The organism is Caballeronia calidae, assembly GCF_900044055.2.
Classification (GTDB): Bacteria; Pseudomonadota; Gammaproteobacteria; order Burkholderiales; family Burkholderiaceae; genus Caballeronia; species Caballeronia calidae.
On record NZ_FCOX02000010.1, the window covers coordinates 95,389 to 113,916 of the forward strand.

Consider the following 18,528-nt stretch of genomic DNA (forward strand, 5'->3'; position numbering starts at 1 on the left):
TGTTATCAGGGTTCGAGAATCTGGCTGATGCGCGACAACGCGTCGAGCGTATGCAGCAAATGCTGGCGCATCGCTTCGGACGCTTCTTCGTTCTTCTCGCGCTCCAAAAGGTCGAGCACTTCGAGATGCTGCTTCGCGTGCTCGGCATAGCGTTCACGATGCTGCATCGAGCGATACGAAAGCAGGCGCCGCACGCGGTTCACGCGCTTGATCGTATCGATGAAAAAGCTGTTCCCCGATGCCTCGACGAGCGACTCATGAAAGCGCACGCCGCGCTCGTGCAACTGATCGGCGGTATCCGTTTCGATGCCGCCCGCGAGCAGATGCTTCTCGACATCGCGGCATCGTTCGAGCACTTTCTTTTCGAGCCGATAACCCGGCTCCAGCAACGCGGCCGGTTCCAGCGCGAGACGCAAGCGATACGACTTCAGCAGACTGTCGGGCGTCGTCAGCATCGGCGAGAACTGCCAGCCGTAGCCGGGCTTGCGCTCGGCCCAGCCTTCCTGCGAGATGCGCGTGAGCACGGCCGTCAATTGCGTGCTCGTCAGGCCGTAGCGCGTGCGGATCATCTGCTCGGAGAATTCGTCGGGCAACGCGCCTTTCAGGCGGTCATCGGCGATCCGGAAATAGACGCTCGTGACGATATCGGTTTCGCCGAGCCCGAGTTCATCGACGACATCCGACAGCGATTCGATCACCGGCTTCGCGACGAAGAACCCGCGATTCTTCTCGCGCGTGAGGATGCCTTTCTCGTGCAGCAGCGCGAGCGCCTCGTTGACCGGCGAGCGCGACACGCGCAGGCGGTCGGCGAGCATCTGCGCGGGCAAATGCGCGCCGGCCATCAGGCCTTCGTTCTTGATGAGTTCGACAATCTGGGTCGCAATCGATCGGTCAATCATGTCAATGTGCCTTCTGCCGCGACGCGGCGGCGGTCTCAGGCCTCCTGCGTCGTCAGGTGTTGTTGCAGTATCAGCGGGATGACGCCGCCCGAGCGCAGCAGGCGGCATTCGAGTTGCGTCTCGACGGCTGCTGTCGCATCGACCGGCTCGACGCTGCCATCCGCGCGCACGATCCTCACGGGCACCTTGCAGCGCGGCGACAGCGCGTGGACGGGCGCGTCGACTTCGAGCTTATCACCCGGCTGGAGATCGAGCGTGTCCGGGCCCGTGCCCGATGCGAAGCGCAGCGGCAGAATCCCCATGCCGATCAGATTCGAGCGATGAATACGCTCGAAGCTCATCGCCAGCACCGCGCGGATGCCGAGCAGCCGCTGGCCCTTCGCGGCCCAGTCGCGCGACGAGCCCGTGCCATAGCGCTCGCCCGCGACGAGCACCACCGAATTGCCTTCGTCGTGATAACGCTGCGCGGCTTCGAAGATCGGCATGACAGCGCCGCTCGGCACATGCAGCGTATGCGCGACGGGCATGCCGGGCTTCAGCCGGTTCACGAGCGTCCTGTTATAGAACGCGGCGCGCACCATGACTTCCCAGTTGCCGCGTCGCGATGCGAACACGTTCAGATCGTCGCGATCATCGCCGCGTTCGACGAGAAAATCCGCGACGTAGCTGTCCTTCGGAATCGCGCTGGCCGGAGAGATGTGATCGGTCGTGACGTCGTCGCCGAGCACGAGTAGCGGATACGCGCTGTAGCGGCCCAGCTGGCTGCCCTGCGAAGCCGATGCGAACGGCGGCCTGCGCAATGCCGTCGATCGCGGATTCCACGGAAAGCGCGCGCTGTGCGGCGCTTCCAGATCGTGCCACGCGGGATTTTTGCTCGCGATGGCGAACGCGCGCGGATAGTCGCGCGGATCGGAGGCGGCAGCGACGAGCGCCGCGACTTCATCGCGCGCAGGCCATAGATCGCGCAGATAGACGGGCGTGCCGTCCTGCGTATGTTGAATCGGGTCGCGGCTCAGATCGGCTTGTGCATCGCCCGCAAGTGCGAACGCGATGACCAAAGGCGGCGACATGATGAAGCCGAGATCGAGATCGGGATGAATGCGGCCCGGAAAGTTGCGATTGCCGGACAGCATCGCGACGGGATACACGCTTTTCTCCGCCATCGCTTCGCGGATCGGCGCCGTGAGCGGCCCCGAATTGCCGATGCAGGTCGTGCAGCCATAACCGACGATATCGAAGCCGACCGCCGACAGATCATCGATGAGATTCGCGCGTTCGAGATACGCGGCGGCGGCGGGCGAGCCCGGCCCGAGCGAGGTCTTGATCCACGACGGCACTTTCAGGCCGAGCGAACGGGCCTTGCGCGCCAGCAATCCGGCGGCGATCAGCAACGCCGGATCGGACGTGTTCGTGCAGCTCGTGATCGCGGCGATCGCGACCGGATGCTTCGGCATCGACGCATGTTTCGTAGCGGGATGAAAGTCCAGCTTCGCCAGTGCATCGCGCGTCTGCGAATAATCGAGCAAATCCTGCGGACGGCGCGGCCCCGCGATATGCATGCCGATATCGTCCAGATCGATCTCGATCGTGCGCGTGTAACGCGGTGCGGCTTCAGGATCGAACCATAGACCCGCTGCGCGCGTGAACGCCTCGACCAGACGAACCGATTCCTCTGCGCGGTTGGTCGCGCGCAAATAGTCGAGCGTGTGCTGATCGACGGGAAAGAAGCCCGTCGATGCGCCATATTCCGGCGCCATGTTCGCGACGACGGCACGATCGCCCGCCGTCAACATCGACACGCCCGGGCCGAAGAATTCCACGAATTCGCCCGAAACACCGATAGCGCGCAGTCTTTGCGTGACAGTCAACGCGAGATCCGTGGCGAGCGCGCCCGGACGTAAAGCGCCCGTGAGCCGCACGCCGATCACGTCGGGAATGCGCTGCATCACCGGCATGCCGAACATCACCGTCTGCGCTTCCAGTCCGCCCACGCCCCAGCCGAGCACGCCGATGCCGTTGATCATCGGCGTATGGCTGTCCGTGCCGATGAGCGTATCGGGCACGGCCCAGGTTTCGCCGTCGCGGGTGATCGTCGTCACGACGGTCGCGAGCTGTTCGAGGTTGATCGTATGCATGATCCCCGTGCCCGGCGGATGAATCCGCACGCCCGTCAGCGCCTTCGACGCCCAGCGCAGGAAGCGATAGCGCTCCGCGTTGCGCCTGAGTTCGAGCGCGAGATTCTCCGGCGCCGCATCGGGCCGCGCGAAGTACTCGACCGCGAGCGAATGATCCACCGACGAATCCACCGGCAGCACCGGATTGAGCGCGGACGGATCGGCGCCGGCTTCGGCCAGCGCGTCGCGCATCCCGGCGATATCGACGAGCGCGGGCGTGCTCGTCGTGTCGTGCATCAGCACGCGGTTCGGCTGAAAGGCGATCTCGTCGACGCTCGTCGCGCGCGCCGTCCATCCGAGGATGCCGGCGATCGCCTGATCGCGCTCCGCGCCTTCCATGTTGCGGATCACGTTCTCCAGCAAAAGACGCAGCACGACCGGCAATTCGCGCAGTTTGTCGCCGAAAAGAGCGGGCAGATCGACGTAGCGATAAGGCTTGCCGTCGACGCTCAACCGGGCCTGAGAGGGAAGGTTAGTGTTTTCCATGACTGTATTTTTGCATTTCAATGGTTAAAAATGCAATCTAGTGCAAACCCCAGATCATGAAAAAACAGGAGACACCCGTGGAGAAAACCAGCATTTCGGGCCGCCGCAGCGTGTTGCAAGGTATCGCGTCGATGGGCGCGCTGGCCGCTTTCGGCGGCGTCGCCTCGCCGGTTTTCGCCAGCGGAAAGACTGCCGGCCAACCCGACATCAAGAAAGGAACCCCCATGTTTGCTTACGTCGGATCGCGGACTACGCGCGAACGCAACGCACGCGGCGACGGCATCAGCGTCTATCGCGTCGATACCGGAACCGGCGCGCTCACGCTCGTACAGCTCGTGAAGGATCTCGTCAACCCGTCGTTTCTCGCGCTGTCCGCCAACGGTGAGCGCCTTTACACCGTGCACGGCGACCTGAGCGACATCAGCGCGTTCAAGGTCGATAAGGCCACCGGCGAGCTGACCTTCCTGAACCGGCAAAGCACCGAGGGCAAGAATCCCGTGCACCTCGCGATTGATCCGACGGGCCGCTACATCGTCGTGTCGAACCATATCGGCGCGAGCCTCGCCGTGTTGCCGATCGCAGCCGACGGCTGGTTGCAGCCGCTCACGCAACTGGTGAAGCTCGAAGGGCCGATCGGTCCGCATCGCGCGGAGCAGAAGCAGGCGAAGCCGCATTTCAATCCGTTCGATCCGACGGGCGAGTTCGTCGTCGTGCCGGACAAGGGGCTGGACCGCGTGTTCTCGTTCCGCTTCAAGGACGGACAACTGACGCCGGCGGAATCGCCGTTCGTGACCACGCGCGAGACGGCGGGGCCGCGGCACATCGCGTTCCATCCGAAGGGCGCGTACGCGTATGTCGTCAACGAACTCGACTCGACCGTGACGACGTATCGCTATGACAAGGCGACGGGCGCGCTGCAACCGTTGCAGATTCTCTCGTCGCTGCCCGAAACGTACACCGGCAACAGCCGCGCATCGGAGATCGAAGTGGATCGCGGCGGACGCTTCGTCTATGCGTCCAATCGCGGCTACGACAGCATCGCGACGTATCGCATCGACGAGAAGTCCGGCCACCTGACCTACATCGGCGCGACGCAGACATCGGGACGCACGCCGCGCTTCATCACGAGCACGCCCGATGGCCGCTTCATGTACGCATTGAACGAAGACAGCGACAGCATCGTCGCGTTTTCCGTCGATGCCGCGAACGGCGCGCTCGAGCCGACAGGTTTTTCCATCGCATCGGGCAGTCCCGTCTGCATGGTGTTCTCGGCGCATCACGCGTAAAGCCGTCATTTCATCATCGAAGACATCATGCAAACATCGACAGCAATCGACGAACGCGCGCTCGTGCGCAAGATCTCCTGGCGCATCATTCCGTTCGTGTTCATCCTCTACATCATTTCGTATCTGGATCGCGCGAACATCGGTTATGCCGCGCTGCAGATGAACAAGGAACTCGCCCTGAGCAGCGAGGCGTTCGGCTTCGTGTCGGGCATCTTCTTCATCGGCTACTTCCTGTTCGAAGTGCCCAGCAACGTGATGCTCAACAAGTTCGGCGCGCGCGTGTGGATCGCGCGGATTCTGCTCACATGGGGCGTGGTCGCGGTGGTCTCGGCCTTCGTGCAGAACGCGACGCAGCTTTACGTGCTGCGCTTTCTGCTGGGCGTGGCGGAAGCGGGCTTCTTTCCCGGCATCATCGTTTATCTGACGTACTGGTTCCGCGCGAAAGAACTCGCGACGACCGTCGCGCTGTTCACGGCGGCGATTCCCGTTTCGTACATCATCGGCGCGCCGCTTTCCACGTGGATCATGGACAACGTGCACTGGTTCGACTGGAGCGGCTGGCGCTGGATGCTCGTGCTCGAAGGTGCGCCCGCGCTCATCGGAGGCATCATGTGCTTCGCGTGGCTGACCGACAAGCCGTCCGACGCGAAGTGGCTCAAGCCCGAGGAACGCGAGTGGCTGCTCGATCAACTCGCGAACGATGCGAAGGCGCGCCCGAGCGCGAAGCACTTCGGCTCGCTCAAGGCGATGACCAATCCGAAGGTGCTGTATCTGTCGTTCATCTACTTCGTGTATCAGTGCGGCAGTCTCGGCGTCGGTTACTGGATGCCGCAGATCATCAAGGGCTTCTCGAAGACGCTGAGCCATACGCAGGTCGGCCTCATCGCGATGGTGCCGTATCTGTTCGCGACGATCGTGATGGTGCTGTGGTCGCGCAGTTCGGATCGCCGCAACGAGCGCCGCCTGCATTCCGCGATTCCGCTCGCGCTCGCTGCGGCCGCGCTGCTCGGCGCGGGACTGACGACGAACCCGTATGTGTCGATCACGATGATCAGCCTGAGCCTCGCGGGACTCTATGCGTTCAAGTCACCGTTCTGGGCATTGCCGACCTTGTTCCTGACACGCTCGACCGCGGCCGTCTCCATCGCGGTGATCAATTCGGTGGGCAATCTCGGCGGCTTCGTCGGACCGTTCGCGATCGGCTATATCAAAGGCTCGGACGGCAGTGCGACGCATGGCCTGCTGCTTCTGTCGGGCCTGCTCGTCGCCTCGTTCCTGATGACGCTGTTCATCCGCCTCACGGAACGCGCATCGGATGAATCCGCGGCGATGGCAAAGCAAGGTCACTGAAGCAAACATGAACAATATCGCAGGAGTTTTCAGCGTGAACAAGAAGTCGCTTGCAGCCGTAGTAGTACTGATGTCATTGCCATGTTTCGCATATGCGCAAAGCAACGTCACGTTGTACGGCATCGTCGATAGCGGTCTCAACTATACAAACAACGTGCAGACGGCGCGCACGGCGTCGGGGCTCGTCGGCGGTCATCAGATCGCGATGATCGAAGGCGGCTCGGCCGGTCTTCAGGGCAGCCGATGGGGCCTGCGCGGCACCGAAGACCTCGGCGGCGGACTGAAGGCGCTCTTCGTGCTCGAAAGCGGCTTCTATAGCAACAACGGCGCGCTGAATCAGGGCGGCGCGGAGTTCGGGCGTCAGGCGTATGTCGGCCTGAGTCATGCGTTCGGCACGGTCACGCTCGGCCGACAATACGATCCCGTCGTCGACATGTACGGTCCGTTTCTCGCGGCGCCGCAGTGGGGCGGTTATATGGCGTCGCATCCGAGCGATCTCGACAATGCACTCAACTCGCGCCGCATCAATAACTCGATCAAGTACCGCAGCGCGAACTACCGTGGTCTGACCGTCGAAGCGATGATGAATCTCGGCGGCACGGCGGGCTCGTTCTCGAACAACTGGATCTGGGGCGCGGGCGCGGGATATGCGGCGGGACCGTTTTCGATCGGCGCGGGTTATTTGAACATTCGCAATCCGAATACGTCGTTCTTCGGCGCGAATCCGAATGCGGGTCCGGCGACGAGCAACAATCTGGGCAGCTTCGGCAGCCCGACGAGTCCGGAGAGCAATCCCGTGTTTGCGGGTTATGCGTCGGCGAAGATGCTGGAAATCGTGGGCGTCGGCGCGGGCGTGAATCTCGGATCGGCCAATGTGAACTTTGCATATTCGAACACGCGCTTCGAGGACATGGGTTCTTCGTCCGGTCCGAACACGCTGCGCTATAACGGCACGGCGGCGTTCAACAACTTCGAAGTGAACGCGAAATATCAGTTCACACCTTCGCTGCTGGCGGGCGTCGCGTACGACTACACGCGCAACGGCGGCGCGGGCGGCAAGGGCGGCGCGAACTACAACCTCTTCAGCGCGGGCGTCGACTATTTTCTGTCGAAGCGCACCGACGTATATACGGTCGCGGTCTACGAGAAGGCAAGCGGCACCGATTCGCTCGGGCAAAGCGCGGTCGCGCAGATCACCGGACTCACGCCGTCCACGACCGACAAGCAGGTATCGCTGCGCGTGGGCATGCGGCATAAGTTCTGATTCATCCGTCAATAGCGCTCAAGATCCTTTGCAACACCCGGTCGGAAGGATTTTCCTTCGCTGGATATAGAAAAATCATAATTCCCGGCTGGATTACGTCGTGTCACTCTCACACTGCATCTACGACTTCACGGGAGAACTGGACATGTTGGAAGCAGAGCGAGAGGCGTTTGCGCGCGATGGAGTCACCGTCTTACGCGGCGTGTTCACCGATTGGGTGGACCTGCTGCGTGATGGCGTGGACTTCAACGAGAAGCACCCGGGACCTGATTTTCGCGATTACACCAAGGGTACGTCGTCGGGGCGGTTCTTTGGCGACTATTGCAACTGGCAGCGCATCGAGCCGTTTCGCCGGTTCGTCGAGGAAAGTCCGGCGGGCAGCATCGCCAGAGCGCTGATGGCGTCCAGGCGTGCGCGAATCTTTCACGAGCACGTTCTCGTCAAGGAGGCGGGCGCGGACAAAATCACGCCCTGGCATCACGACGAACCGTACTATTGCGTGAGTGCGGAGCAGTCCGTGAGCATGTGGGTGCCGCTCGATCCCGTGCCGCGCGAAACGACGCTCGAATTCGTCGGCGGCTCACATCTCTGGGGCAAGCTCTTTCGGCCGCGCAAGTTCACGGGCGTCGCGTATGACCGCAGTGCCGACGGACTCGAAGAAATGCCGGATATCGACGGTCATCGTGGCGACTACGACATTCTTGGCTGGGATCTGAAGCCCGGCGACGCGGTCGCCTTCAACTATCTCACGGTGCATGGCGCGCCGGGCAATCGTTCCGGTTCCGTTTCCAGGCGCGTGGTGTCGTTTCGCTGGCTCGGCGACAACGCGGTGTATGTCGACCGAGGCGGCGAGACATCGCCTCCGTATCGCCACCTTGCCGGGCGCCTGACTCCGGGCGATCCGCTGCCCGAGGAAGAGTTCCCGTTTGTCGTCTGACCGTGCTCGGGAGGCCGCCTGCTCAGCAATCGAGGACCAGGCGGCCGCCTTTGCAGCCGGACACGCAGACCATCATCGTTTTGCCTTCTGCACGCTCCGATTCGCTCAGAACACTGTCGTGATGGTCGATATCGCCTTCGATGACCGGCGTTTCACAACTGCCGCAGATGCCTTGCTCGCAACTTGACGCAACGTCGATGCCCTCGGCGCGAAGAACATCGAGCAAGCGTGCGCCGGGTTCGACGCGCATCAGTTTCCCGCTTCGCGCGAGTTGCACTTCATAACCCGCTTTGGCCGTGTCTTTCACGGCATTCGGATCGGCCGAGAATCGTTCGATGTGGGCGTGCGTGTAGCCGTTATCGGCGCATGCGCGTTCGAATGCGCTCAGCATCGGCGTGGGGCCGCAACAATAAAATCGCGTGTCGCGATCGCGTTCGTCGAGAAAGCCTCGCAGGTCGGGCGGCCCGCCGTGTTGGGCATCGAAATGCAGCGTCAGCGAAATGCCCAGCGACTGAATCGGCTCCAGCCACGCTGCGTGCTCGCGCGAACGACAGCAATAGAGCATGTCCACCGATTTGCCGAGTGCCACGAGCCGTTGCGCCATGCTGTAAATCGCGGTTATCCCGATACCGCCTGCAATCAGAACGAACCGCTCGCCGGTTTCATCGAGCGGAAAGTTGTTGCGCGGCTCCGAGATCACGATGGCGTCCCCGGCGCGGAGCTTCTCGTGGACGAAGGCCGAGCCGCCCTGACTGTCGCGCGCCCGAAGCACGCCGAGAACATATCGGTCGCGATGGCCTGTCGCATTGACGAGCGAGTAACTTCGCACGATGCCATTGGGCAGATGCAAGCTGATGTGCGAGCCGGCATCGAACGGCGGCAAGGGGCTGGAATCCGAAGCGCGCAGTTCGATGCTGACGGTGTCCATTGCTTCGACACGAACCTTGTCGACGATGACGGTGAAAGTAGCGGGGCGCATGTTGGTGATCAGTCGCAGATACGATGTGCCATGAAGCTGTAGAAGTCCCGTAGCGTGCCCTCCAGATTCTCCGCTGAAAGGGGGCCGGGCGAATAGAAGCTCGAAGCGAGTCCCTTCTGCAACGTTTCCAGCTTCATGCGGTCTTCGGCATTGAAAGAGTTGGCGAACGCAACGTATCGCTCGATGCTCTCCTGAGCCGGTGCGCGCTCGTGTCCGGCAATGCCCCACTTGAGCGCGACCTGATCGGTTGCCGCTGGCCTCAGGCAAAGATAGATCGTCTGATGAGGCATGTAGGTGACGACGAGATTCGGAAAGACGCTGAAGAGAAAACTGGATCGACGCTCGCTTTGTGTCAGGTCCTCGTGAAACGGCGTGCGTTGCGGCGAATCGGGCGTGTAGTGCGCGCGATAGGCTGAAAAATGCCCGTTTCCCGGCACGTATTCGCACAGTTCGGTCGGCGTGACGGGCCGCAGCGTTCGCGGATGCGTGGCGTTGAGGTGATAGCCCTCCATGAAGTTTTCCGCCAGGCATTTCCAGTTCGTGTGCCATACCTCTTCCTGGAAGTGATAAAGCTCGCGTTCCTCGTTGTGATAGTTGCGGATGTGCGCTTCGAGAGGGCGAAGTGCTTCGCCGGGCGGCGCCGCGTTGCCGTCGATGTTCACGAAGATGAAGTTTTGCCAGATCGTCGAATTGATTTTCGGCAGCGCGCATCGCGATGCATCGAGATCCTTGCACTCCTGCATCAACGGAGCGCGTTTCAGCTTGCCGTCGAGTTCATAACTCCATGCGTGATAGGCGCACGCGTGTACCCGCGCATTTCCACGGCCGAGTGCGACGAGATTGCCACGATGCCGGCATACGTTGGCAAGCACGTGTACGTCGCCCTGGGTGTCACGCTGAACCAGCAGAGGCTCTCCTACGATCTCGGTCGTGAAGTAGTCGCCGTTACGGGGGATTTCCCCGACGTGGCCGACGCAAACCCAGGTGCGTCGAAAGACCCGCCGGCGTTCGAGTTCAGCGAAGTGAGCTGAGGTATAGAACGCGCCGGGCATGGCGTGAGTCGCACGCTTCTGCGATCGCGACAATGTCGACAGCGTATCCAGGAGAGCGCGGTCGTCCGGCAAAAGCGGTTCGGCAAACAGAGACGCTGGCACATTCATCTCGATGGCTCACTTATCAGAAGCGGCGGGGGCATCGGGCGCGGTTCGATGCCATACCCGATACGCATAAAATAGCCTCGTCAAAACATCGGGGAAAACATTGTTTTCCAATGCGGCTACCAGTTTTCTCCTATGCAGGAAATCCTCGGAAAGCGCGAAGGCGCATTCGCGGGCGCGGTTCGAAAAGGCGTTCCGTATCCTATAAGATGGTGCGAATAAAAGCCTGTCGATATCCCTATGTCATCTTCCTTCACGCTGCGCCAACTGAAGTACTTCGTCGCAACGGTGGACAACGGCAGCGTCGCCGAGGCGTCGCGAAAGCTCTTTATCGCACAGCCATCCCTATCCGTCGCCATCAAGGGACTGGAGGAAGGCTTCGGCACGCAGCTCATCATTCGGCATCACGCGCAGGGCATCTCGCTGACGCCGGCCGGCGCGAGGTTCTACGAGCGCGCCAAGGCGCTGCTCAAATCAGCGCATGAGTTCGAGCAAAACGCACTCGCCGATGGCGACATAGCATCCGGCCGGGTCGATATCGGATGTTTCGAGACGTTTGCGCCGCTTTATCTTCCGAGTCTGATTCGCGGGTTCAACGCCGTCTATCCCGGCATCGAAATCAGCGTGCGGGACGGCGATCAGGAAGAGCTTCTGCAAGGGCTCGAGAAAGGCCGATTCGATCTGGTCCTCGTGTACGAGCTCGGACTCGACGAAACGTTCTCCACGCACTTGTTGACGCCGGGCCAAGCGCCGTATGTCTTGTTGCCGGCGACGCATCGGCTTGCCGGAGCCGAGAAGGCAAGGCTCTTCGATCTGTGCAATGAGCCGTTGATTCTGCTCGATGTCACACCGAGCAAGGACTATTTTCTCGGCCTGTTCGAACCCTACGGATTGAGCCCGAAAGTGGGCTTCAGCTCACCATCGCTCGAACTGGTTCGCGGCATGGTGGGCGAGGGATTCGGATACTCGCTTCTCGTCACGCGACCGCATGCGCCGACCACCTATGACGGACACGAAGTCGTCGCGGTCGAGATCGCCGAGCCGGTTGCCTGTTCAGGGCTCGTGGCCGCGTGGCTGAAGCGAAATCAGTTGACCGTGCCCGCGCGATTGTTCATGGAATACGCGGAGACTCGATTCAATTCGATGTCCGGTTGCCCGAATCAGCCCAGCGCCTGACTCGCGGCGGCCGCACGACTGCGCAACCAGTTGATACTCGCGAACAGCAACACGGCGAACACGATCAGCATGGTCGCCACGGCCAGGATGGACGGATCGATGGAATCCCTGATGCCGCTCCACATCTGTCGCGGAACGGTTTTCTGATCCGGCCCGCCGATGAACAGGATCACGATGACTTCGTCGAACGACGTTGCGAAGGCGAAGACGCTTCCGGTCGCGACCGCCGGCGTGATCAGCGGAAGGGTCACGCGCCTGAACGCGACCCACGGCGGCGCGCCTAACCCGGACGCCGCGCGCAGCAGGCTCTGATCGAAAGACAACAACGAAGCCGTCACGGTAATCACGACGAACGGCGTGCCGAGCGCGGCATGCGCAAGAATGACGCCGGGATAGGAGTTCACGAGCCCGAGCGGGGCGAAGACAAGGTAAAAGCCCGCGGCCACCACGACGATCGGCACGATCATCGGGGAAATGATGATCGGCATGACGATCGAGCGCAGCGGAAACTGGGTTCGCGACAGACCGAGTGCCGCCAGCGTCCCGAGACAGGTTGCGATCAGCGTGGACGCTGCGCCAATGGCGACACTGTTCAGCAGCGCGCGTTGCCAGTCCGCACTGGTGAGCGCCTGTTCGTACCAGCGCAACGAAAATCCCTGCAGCGGGTATGAGAAGTAAGACCCGGCATTGAACGAAAGCGGAACGATCGCGAGAATCGGTGCCACCAGAAAGAACAGAACGAGCGCAGAATGCAGGCGCACCCAGCGGAAAGCGACGCGCTCGGTCAGCACCGTATTGCGTTTGTCTTGCATGATCGTTCCTTTGGGCTTGCGTGCTTCAACCGAAGCGCAGACGGTCGATGCCGACGATGCGGTTGAAGATGAAATAGAAGATCGCCGTGAAGATCACGAGATAAGCCGACAGCGCGCCGGCGAGTCCCCAGTTGAGCTGCGTATTCGTCTGGATCGCGATGAGCTGGCTGATCATCTCGTCGCCCGCGCCGCCGAGCAGGGCAGGCGTGATGTAGTAGCCGAGCGCGAGCACGAACACGAGGAAGCATCCCGCGCCCACGCCAGGCAAGGTCTGAGGGATATAGACGCGCACGAATGCCGTGAAGGGATGTGCGCCCAGCGATTTCGCCGCGCGCAGATACACGGGGGATACGCCCTTCATCACCGAAAAGATGGCGAGAATCATGTAGGGCAGCAGCACGTGCGTCATGCCGATCAGCACGCCCGTGCGATTGAAGACGAGCGGAATGGGATGCGCCACGACGCCGAGACTCATCAGCAGGCTGTTGACGACGCCGCCCGGTTGCAGCAGCACGTACCACGCCGTCGTGCGCACCAGGAGCGAGGTCCAGAACGGCACGATGACGAAGAGCATCAGCCGGTTGCTGCTTTTTTCGGGCAGATTCGCGAGCAGCCACGCGACGGGATAACCCAGCAGCAGGCACAGCAACGTGACGGTGAAGCTGATCGAGATCGTGCGCACGAACGCCTCGCGATACACCGTCGCGTTCGCCGGAAGCGAGGCGATCGAGCCTTGCGGCGTCACTGTCGCGTCCACGGCATTGAGCAGATAGTCGGGCGTCGGCGATGCGGCGGCGCGTTTCAACAGGCGCCAGGTCTCGGGCGAGTTCCAGCGCTCGTCGATTTCGATCAGGGCCGGCTTCCACGCGGGCGGGGCATCGCTGCGAACGCCCCGTGCCGACTTCATCAGCAGGCTGCGGAATTCGGATTGCGCAAAGTTCATGCGCCTCGCGACGGTGCCGAGTTGGCCGCTCTGCTGCGCGTCCCTGAGTCCGGCTGCGAGAAGCGCGAACGTGTGCTCGTCAGGCACGCCGCGACCGTCCCATGCGTCGAGCGCACGGGACAGCGCGGGCATGCTGTCCGGCAATTCCCGATTCTCCACGCTGCGCGCGAGCAGGAGCGCGATGGGCGCAATGAAAGTCGACAGCAGAAACACGATCAACGGAAGCGCCAGCATCAGCGCTCGAATCGATGCGCGGCGTTGCGCCTTACGATAAGACGCGCGGCCGTCGGCTCTCGTCGGAGAGCCCGTGGCCGAGGCATGGGCCGTTACGGGCGTATTGGTAGTCGCGGTCACAGCGGGCTCTCTTTCGATAGGGGTATTACTGCGTCAGCCAGACCTGGAAGCGCTTGTTGATGGCGTCGGCGTTATCCGCCCAGAACGTTGCGTTGATCTGGACCGCGCGCTTGAAGTTATCCGGCGCGGTAGGCAGATCGGCAAGCCGCTGCTTGTCCACGAGCGGGATCGCGTCCTTGCGCGGCGGCGCATAGGCGATGTACTTCGACAGGTCGGCATAGGCCTTCGGTTGCGAGGCCGAAACGATGAACTTCGCCGCCGTATCCGCGTGCTTCGCGCCTGTCGGAATGCCCCACCATTCATAGTCGTACACCTGCGCATCCCAGACGATCTTGAAAGGCTTCTTGTCCTTCTTCGAGGCATCGTCGATGCGGCCGTTGTACGCCTGTGTCATCACGACTGCGCCATCGGCGAGCAACTGCGGAGCCTGCGCGCCCGACTCCCACCACACGATGTTCTTCTTGATCGTGTCGAGCTTCTTGAATGCGCGGTCCACGCCCGCAGGCGTGCCGAGAACCTTGTAGACGTCTTTCGGATCGACGCCGTCGGCGATCAGCGCCCATTCCATCGAACCCTTCGGCGACTTGCGCAGGCCGCGCTTGCCGGGGAATTTCTGCAAATCGAAGAAATCGTTGATGGTGCTCGGCGCCGTCTTCAGCTTGCTCGCGTCATAGGCGTAGACCGTGGACCACACCATGCTCGCGACCGCGCAGTCGCTGATGGAACCGGGAATGAAGTCGCTCGTATTGCCGAGACTCTTCTTGTCGAACTTCTTGAGAAGCCCTTCATCGCATGCTGTGATCGCGTCGTTGCTTTCGAGATCGATGAGATCCCATGTCGTGTTCTTCGCCTGTTCCATCGCGGACAGCTTGGCTAGACCGCCATCGTACGATTCGAGCGAGAAGTTGACGCCGGTCGATTGCGTGAACGGATCGAAATAAGCCTTCTTCGCCGCCGCTTCATATGCGCCGCCAAAAGTGACGACGTTGAGCGTTTCCGCGGCCTGCGTGGAAACCGCGGCGAAGGCGAAGACGGCGAGTGCGGCGCATTGTGCTTTGATGTGAGTGCGCATATCAGTTGGCTCCTGCGGGTGCGGTCGAGAGGATGGAAGGTGAGGGCGATGCGGGGGGAGGAATCGCGGGCGCGCTGCGGGGCACGCTCGCAGCCAGAATCTTGCAATCGTCGTGGCGCCAGGCCACCTCGATGGTGTCGCCGGCAGCAGGCAAGGCGTGGCGCTGCGTATTGGGCACCTTCGCGACGAGTGCGTCGCGCGAACCGAGCGTCAGATGCACGCGATGATGATCGCCGCAATACACGAGCTCCTGAACCCTCGCGCGCACGACGTTGCTGTGCGCGTCCGCTTGCGTGCCCTCGGCGCTGTGGATATGCGCGCGCTCCGGGCGCAGCGCGAGCATCGCATCGTCCCCTGCGCTCAGGCCGGGTTCGCATCGGCCGCGAATGATGCTGCCATCGGAGAGCGCCAGCGTCGCCCAGTCGTCCTTCACCGTCGTGACGCGTCCGCGCAGGCCGTTGTTCTCGCCCACGAAGTTCGCGACGAAGGCGTTGCTGGCGTTTTCATAAAGCTCCGTGGGCGACGCGGCCTGCTGGATTCTTCCGTCGGAAAAGACCGCGACCCGGTCCGACATGGTCAGCGCTTCGGCCTGATCGTGCGTCACATAGACGATGGTGAGCGACAGCTCGCGATGCAGCCGCATGATCTCGTACTGCATGGTTTCGCGCAGGCGCTTGTCGAGCGCACCGAGCGGCTCGTCCATCAGAACCACGCTCGGTTCGAACACGAGTGCGCGCGCGAGCGCGACGCGCTGCTGCTGTCCCCCCGATAGCTGCGCCGGACGCCGGTTCGCCAGATGCGGCAGCTCGATCATCTCCAGCGCGCGCTTCACGCGCGCTTTCTGCTCGGCGCGGCTCACGCGCCGCACGGACAAGGGAAACGCGACGTTCTCGGCAATCGTGAGATGCGGAAACAGCGCATAGTTCTGGAAGACCATGCCGATGTCGCGCTGATGCGGCGGCTTGTCGTCGAGGCGTCTTCCGTCGAGTCGTATCTCGCCTTGCGTGGGCGACTCGAAGCCAGCGAGCATCATCAGCGTGGTCGTCTTGCCCGACCCGGACGGGCCGAGCAGCGACAGGAATTCGCCCTTTCGCACATCAAGGTTCAAATCATCGACGACGTAGTTCGCGCCGTCGTACGACTTGCTCACGCCTGAGAACGAAATGAAGGATGGGTTTGACATCGTGATAGCGTCCAGTCGGGAGTGCTTCGATTAGCGCGCAGCGAGCTTCGATGCGAGATAACGAGCGAAGTCATAGTTCGGGCGTTCGAGATGGCTCAGGTGGCCGGGCTTCGCAAGCGGGGCCTGCACGCCGCGAAACACGGCTTCCACGCCGCGTTTGTCTTCCGCATTCACTTCGTCGAGCAAGGTCTTGAGCGTCGCCATGTGCGCGTTGGCTTCCGGGTCGGCGACGAATTCGGGCGCGAGCCCGCCGCCGAAGCGGATATGCACCTTGCCGACGCCTCGCGGCTGCAACACGAGATACCAGAAGTAACCCGGCGTGAGCGTGACGAGATGCGTCGGATAGATCGCGAGCAAAGCCGTGGTCTTGCGCCAGTGGCCGGTCAGACGGTTGTTGTCCGGATGAGCGTTGCCGATGGGAAGCGATGCTTCCTTCGTGATCCAGTGATAATTGAACGCGGGATAACCGGGCGGGCATTCCATTTCTTCGAGGCGCGAATGCGGCCCGACCGTTGCGCAATGCAGCATCGGCAGGTGATAACTTTCCATGAAGTTCTCGGCAAGGATCTTCCAGTTGGTGTCCCAGACGTGCTCTTCATAAAAGGTTTCGATGTAATCCGTCATGCCATACGCATCGATCAGTTCGCCCAGTTGCGCGAGTTGCTGATGAACCGGCCGCGCGTTCTGATCGAGCGTCACGTAAATCCAGCCTTGCCATTCTTCGCAGCGAACCGCCGGCAGCTTATAGCTTTCCTTGCAGAATCCCGCTTGCTGGTCCATGAGCGGCGCACCCTTCAGTGCGCCGTCCAGTCCGTAGTTCCATGCGTGATACGGACAGATGATCCGTCGCATGTTCCCGCGGCCTTCGAGCAGCACCGACATGCGATGCAGGCACACATTCGACATCGCGCGCAGGCCCATCTGCTCGTCGCGCACGACGACGATCGGTTGATTCGCGATGTTCGCGGTCAGGTAGTCGCCGGGTTTGCCGAGCGCGCTCGTGCGGCCCACGCATTGCCATTCTTTCGCGAAGATGTCCCGCTCTTCCAGAGACAGGAATTCGGCCGATGTGTACACGCCAGGAGGCATCGCGCGGGCATCGCTGAATGATCGCTCGCAGCCGGTCGCGAGTTCGTCGAGCAAAGCGTGGACTGCGGATTGCCTGCTGGGGTTTTCCATGAGACGGCTCCTGAAGCCGAGTGCGTTCGCGCCAAAGGAGGATCAGCGCATTCATCGCATCGACTGGAGTTAATCTACCAAGCCAAATTACAAGTCAAAATATTGTTTTTGGATACTAAAGCAAGGTTATGGCTATGCAACGCGCTTACGTATCGAGCTTTAGCCGCCGTATATAGCCTTCGCAGAAGGAGGAGAAGCGCGACACCAGTTGCCGGGGCTTCATCGTTTTCGATTGGGCGATTCCGAGCGTCGTCGCGTTGACGTTGTCCCTAAAGTGCTTAATCACGAACTCGCCACCGTCGACGGTTCGCGTCGAACTGAGCGGGAAGTTCAGGATGCTGTAGCCAAGCCCGTTCGCGACCATCCCACGCACGACTTCCGGCTGCGAAGAACGAAACGCAGGGACCGGCCGGCTTCCGACAACATCGAAAAGCGCGGCGAAGTAGTCCCGGCTGTGCGGCAGGTCCAGCATCACGTATGGTTCGTCTATCAGATCCTGCAGCGAGACCTTACGCGCGCGTGCCAGTCTGTGTGTCGCGGGCAGAATCGCGTATGGCGGCAGCGAAAGTAACGGTGTGAAGGCGATGTCTTCGGTCAGATCGAGACTGTAGGTGAGGGCGATGTCGAGCGAACCGTCGTGCAGGCCTTTCAGCAACTCATCCTGATGCGCCTCGATGGTGCGAAAGCTGATTCCACCGTGCTCGCTCGTGAAACGGCTGATCAATCCGGGCATCAATGGCGGCGCGAGAGAGACGAGACAGCCGAGCGCGATCGATCCCGTCATGCCGCCGTCCATTTCGGTGGCGGCCATCTGCAGTTCCTCGGCGAACTTCAGGAGATTACGCGCCTGTCCGAGAAGATCGCGCCCCGCCTGAGTCAGCGACAGACCACTCGCGTGATGCCGGATGAACAATTGCACGCCGAACGAGATCTCGAGATCGGCCAGGGCAGTCGAGATGGACGGCTGCGAAATATGCAGGCGTCTCGCCGCGGCCGTGAAAGACAGCACTTCCGCCGTCACTACGAAGTATCGCAACTGGCGCAGTGAGTAACGCAGCGGCTGATTTTCCATGGGCCTTGCTCCCGATTGACGCCGTCAGATGGATCGCATTGTGAAGTGATCAAAAATGACTGCATAGGCAGAACTGATGCTTTGCATTTTTTTAATATATTTTTCGGATTCTGAAAGCGGGCGTAGATTGCTATCCGAAAGCACACGCATGGTGCACCGAGGCCGCAAGAGGCCGACGGGATCGCACACCGAACTCCGCTACTTC

Annotated in this window: 15 protein-coding genes; 5 read left to right on the forward strand and 10 right to left on the reverse strand. The window is 61.6% G+C overall.

All coding sequences use genetic code 11. The features are described from left to right. Window positions 1–5: 5 nt before the first annotated feature. Both AWB78_RS12240 and acnA read right to left on the reverse strand, forming a co-directional pair. Complete coding sequence (locus tag AWB78_RS12240) at window positions 6–899, reverse strand: GntR family transcriptional regulator (RefSeq protein WP_062604844.1); 894 nt, start codon at window positions 897–899, stop codon at window positions 6–8. A gap of 35 nt (window positions 900–934) precedes the next feature. Further along, window positions 935–3,559 carry an aconitate hydratase AcnA gene (gene acnA, locus AWB78_RS12245; RefSeq protein ID WP_062604845.1) on the reverse strand — a complete coding sequence of 875 codons (2,625 nt, stop codon included), beginning with the start codon at window positions 3,557–3,559 and terminating at the stop codon, window positions 935–937. A gap of 224 nt (window positions 3,560–3,783) precedes the next feature. Here acnA and AWB78_RS12250 point away from each other — a divergent pair, with 224 nt between their 5' ends. The 4 genes from AWB78_RS12250 to AWB78_RS12265 all read left to right on the forward strand — a co-directional run bounded on the left by AWB78_RS12250 (window position 3,784) and on the right by AWB78_RS12265 (window position 8,396). Further along, window positions 3,784–4,845, forward strand: coding sequence for a lactonase family protein (locus AWB78_RS12250; RefSeq protein ID WP_062604921.1), 1,062 nt, complete (start codon window positions 3,784–3,786; stop codon window positions 4,843–4,845). 27 nt (window positions 4,846–4,872) lie between these two features. Beyond that, on the forward strand, window positions 4,873–6,195 hold the full coding sequence (locus tag AWB78_RS12255; protein ID WP_062604846.1) for an MFS transporter: 1,323 nt from the start codon (window positions 4,873–4,875) through the stop codon (window positions 6,193–6,195). Between the two features lie 7 nt (window positions 6,196–6,202). Beyond that, complete coding sequence (locus tag AWB78_RS12260) at window positions 6,203–7,459, forward strand: porin (RefSeq protein ID WP_062604922.1); 1,257 nt, start codon at window positions 6,203–6,205, stop codon at window positions 7,457–7,459. A gap of 100 nt (window positions 7,460–7,559) precedes the next feature. Next, entirely contained in the window at window positions 7,560–8,396 is an 837-nt protein-coding gene (locus AWB78_RS12265; protein WP_232477674.1) for a phytanoyl-CoA dioxygenase family protein, read from the forward strand. Between the two features lie 22 nt (window positions 8,397–8,418). On the opposite strand, the gene AWB78_RS12270 is transcribed toward AWB78_RS12265, so the two are convergent. Both AWB78_RS12270 and AWB78_RS12275 read right to left on the reverse strand, forming a co-directional pair. Further along, window positions 8,419–9,375 carry a PDR/VanB family oxidoreductase gene (locus tag AWB78_RS12270; RefSeq protein WP_062604848.1) on the reverse strand — a complete coding sequence of 319 codons (957 nt, stop codon included), beginning with the start codon at window positions 9,373–9,375 and terminating at the stop codon, window positions 8,419–8,421. A gap of 8 nt (window positions 9,376–9,383) precedes the next feature. Beyond that, on the reverse strand, window positions 9,384–10,535 hold the full coding sequence (locus AWB78_RS12275; RefSeq protein WP_082883296.1) for an aromatic ring-hydroxylating oxygenase subunit alpha: 1,152 nt from the start codon (window positions 10,533–10,535) through the stop codon (window positions 9,384–9,386). A 237-nt stretch (window positions 10,536–10,772) separates the two neighbouring features. Here AWB78_RS12275 and AWB78_RS12280 point away from each other — a divergent pair, with 237 nt between their 5' ends. Continuing rightward, complete coding sequence (locus tag AWB78_RS12280) at window positions 10,773–11,708, forward strand: LysR family transcriptional regulator (protein ID WP_062604851.1); 936 nt, start codon at window positions 10,773–10,775, stop codon at window positions 11,706–11,708. On the opposite strand, the gene AWB78_RS12285 is transcribed toward AWB78_RS12280, so the two are convergent. The 6 genes from AWB78_RS12285 to AWB78_RS12310 all read right to left on the reverse strand — a co-directional run bounded on the left by AWB78_RS12285 (window position 11,693) and on the right by AWB78_RS12310 (window position 18,323). Then, window positions 11,693–12,520 (reverse strand): ABC transporter permease, encoded by an 828-nt coding sequence (locus AWB78_RS12285; RefSeq protein WP_062604852.1) that lies wholly within the window; start codon window positions 12,518–12,520, stop codon window positions 11,693–11,695. The two genes, AWB78_RS12280 and AWB78_RS12285, sit on opposite strands and share 16 nt — an antisense overlap. Before the next feature lie 25 nt (window positions 12,521–12,545). After that, window positions 12,546–13,697 (reverse strand): ABC transporter permease, encoded by a 1,152-nt coding sequence (locus AWB78_RS12290; protein WP_232477675.1) that lies wholly within the window; start codon window positions 13,695–13,697, stop codon window positions 12,546–12,548. Between the two features lie 145 nt (window positions 13,698–13,842). Then, a complete protein-coding gene (locus AWB78_RS12295) occupies window positions 13,843–14,889 on the reverse strand; it encodes an ABC transporter substrate-binding protein (RefSeq protein WP_062604854.1) in 1,047 nt (348 codons plus the stop codon). Between the two features lies 1 nt (window position 14,890). Then, window positions 14,891–16,072, reverse strand: a complete 1,182-nt coding sequence (locus AWB78_RS12300) for an ABC transporter ATP-binding protein (RefSeq protein WP_062604855.1) — start codon at window positions 16,070–16,072, stop codon at window positions 14,891–14,893. 30 nt (window positions 16,073–16,102) lie between these two features. Then, window positions 16,103–17,251, reverse strand: coding sequence for an SRPBCC family protein (locus AWB78_RS12305; RefSeq protein WP_062604856.1), 1,149 nt, complete (start codon window positions 17,249–17,251; stop codon window positions 16,103–16,105). A gap of 145 nt (window positions 17,252–17,396) precedes the next feature. Continuing rightward, window positions 17,397–18,323 (reverse strand): LysR family transcriptional regulator, encoded by a 927-nt coding sequence (locus tag AWB78_RS12310; protein WP_062604857.1) that lies wholly within the window; start codon window positions 18,321–18,323, stop codon window positions 17,397–17,399. Between the last annotated feature and the right edge of the window lie 205 nt (window positions 18,324–18,528).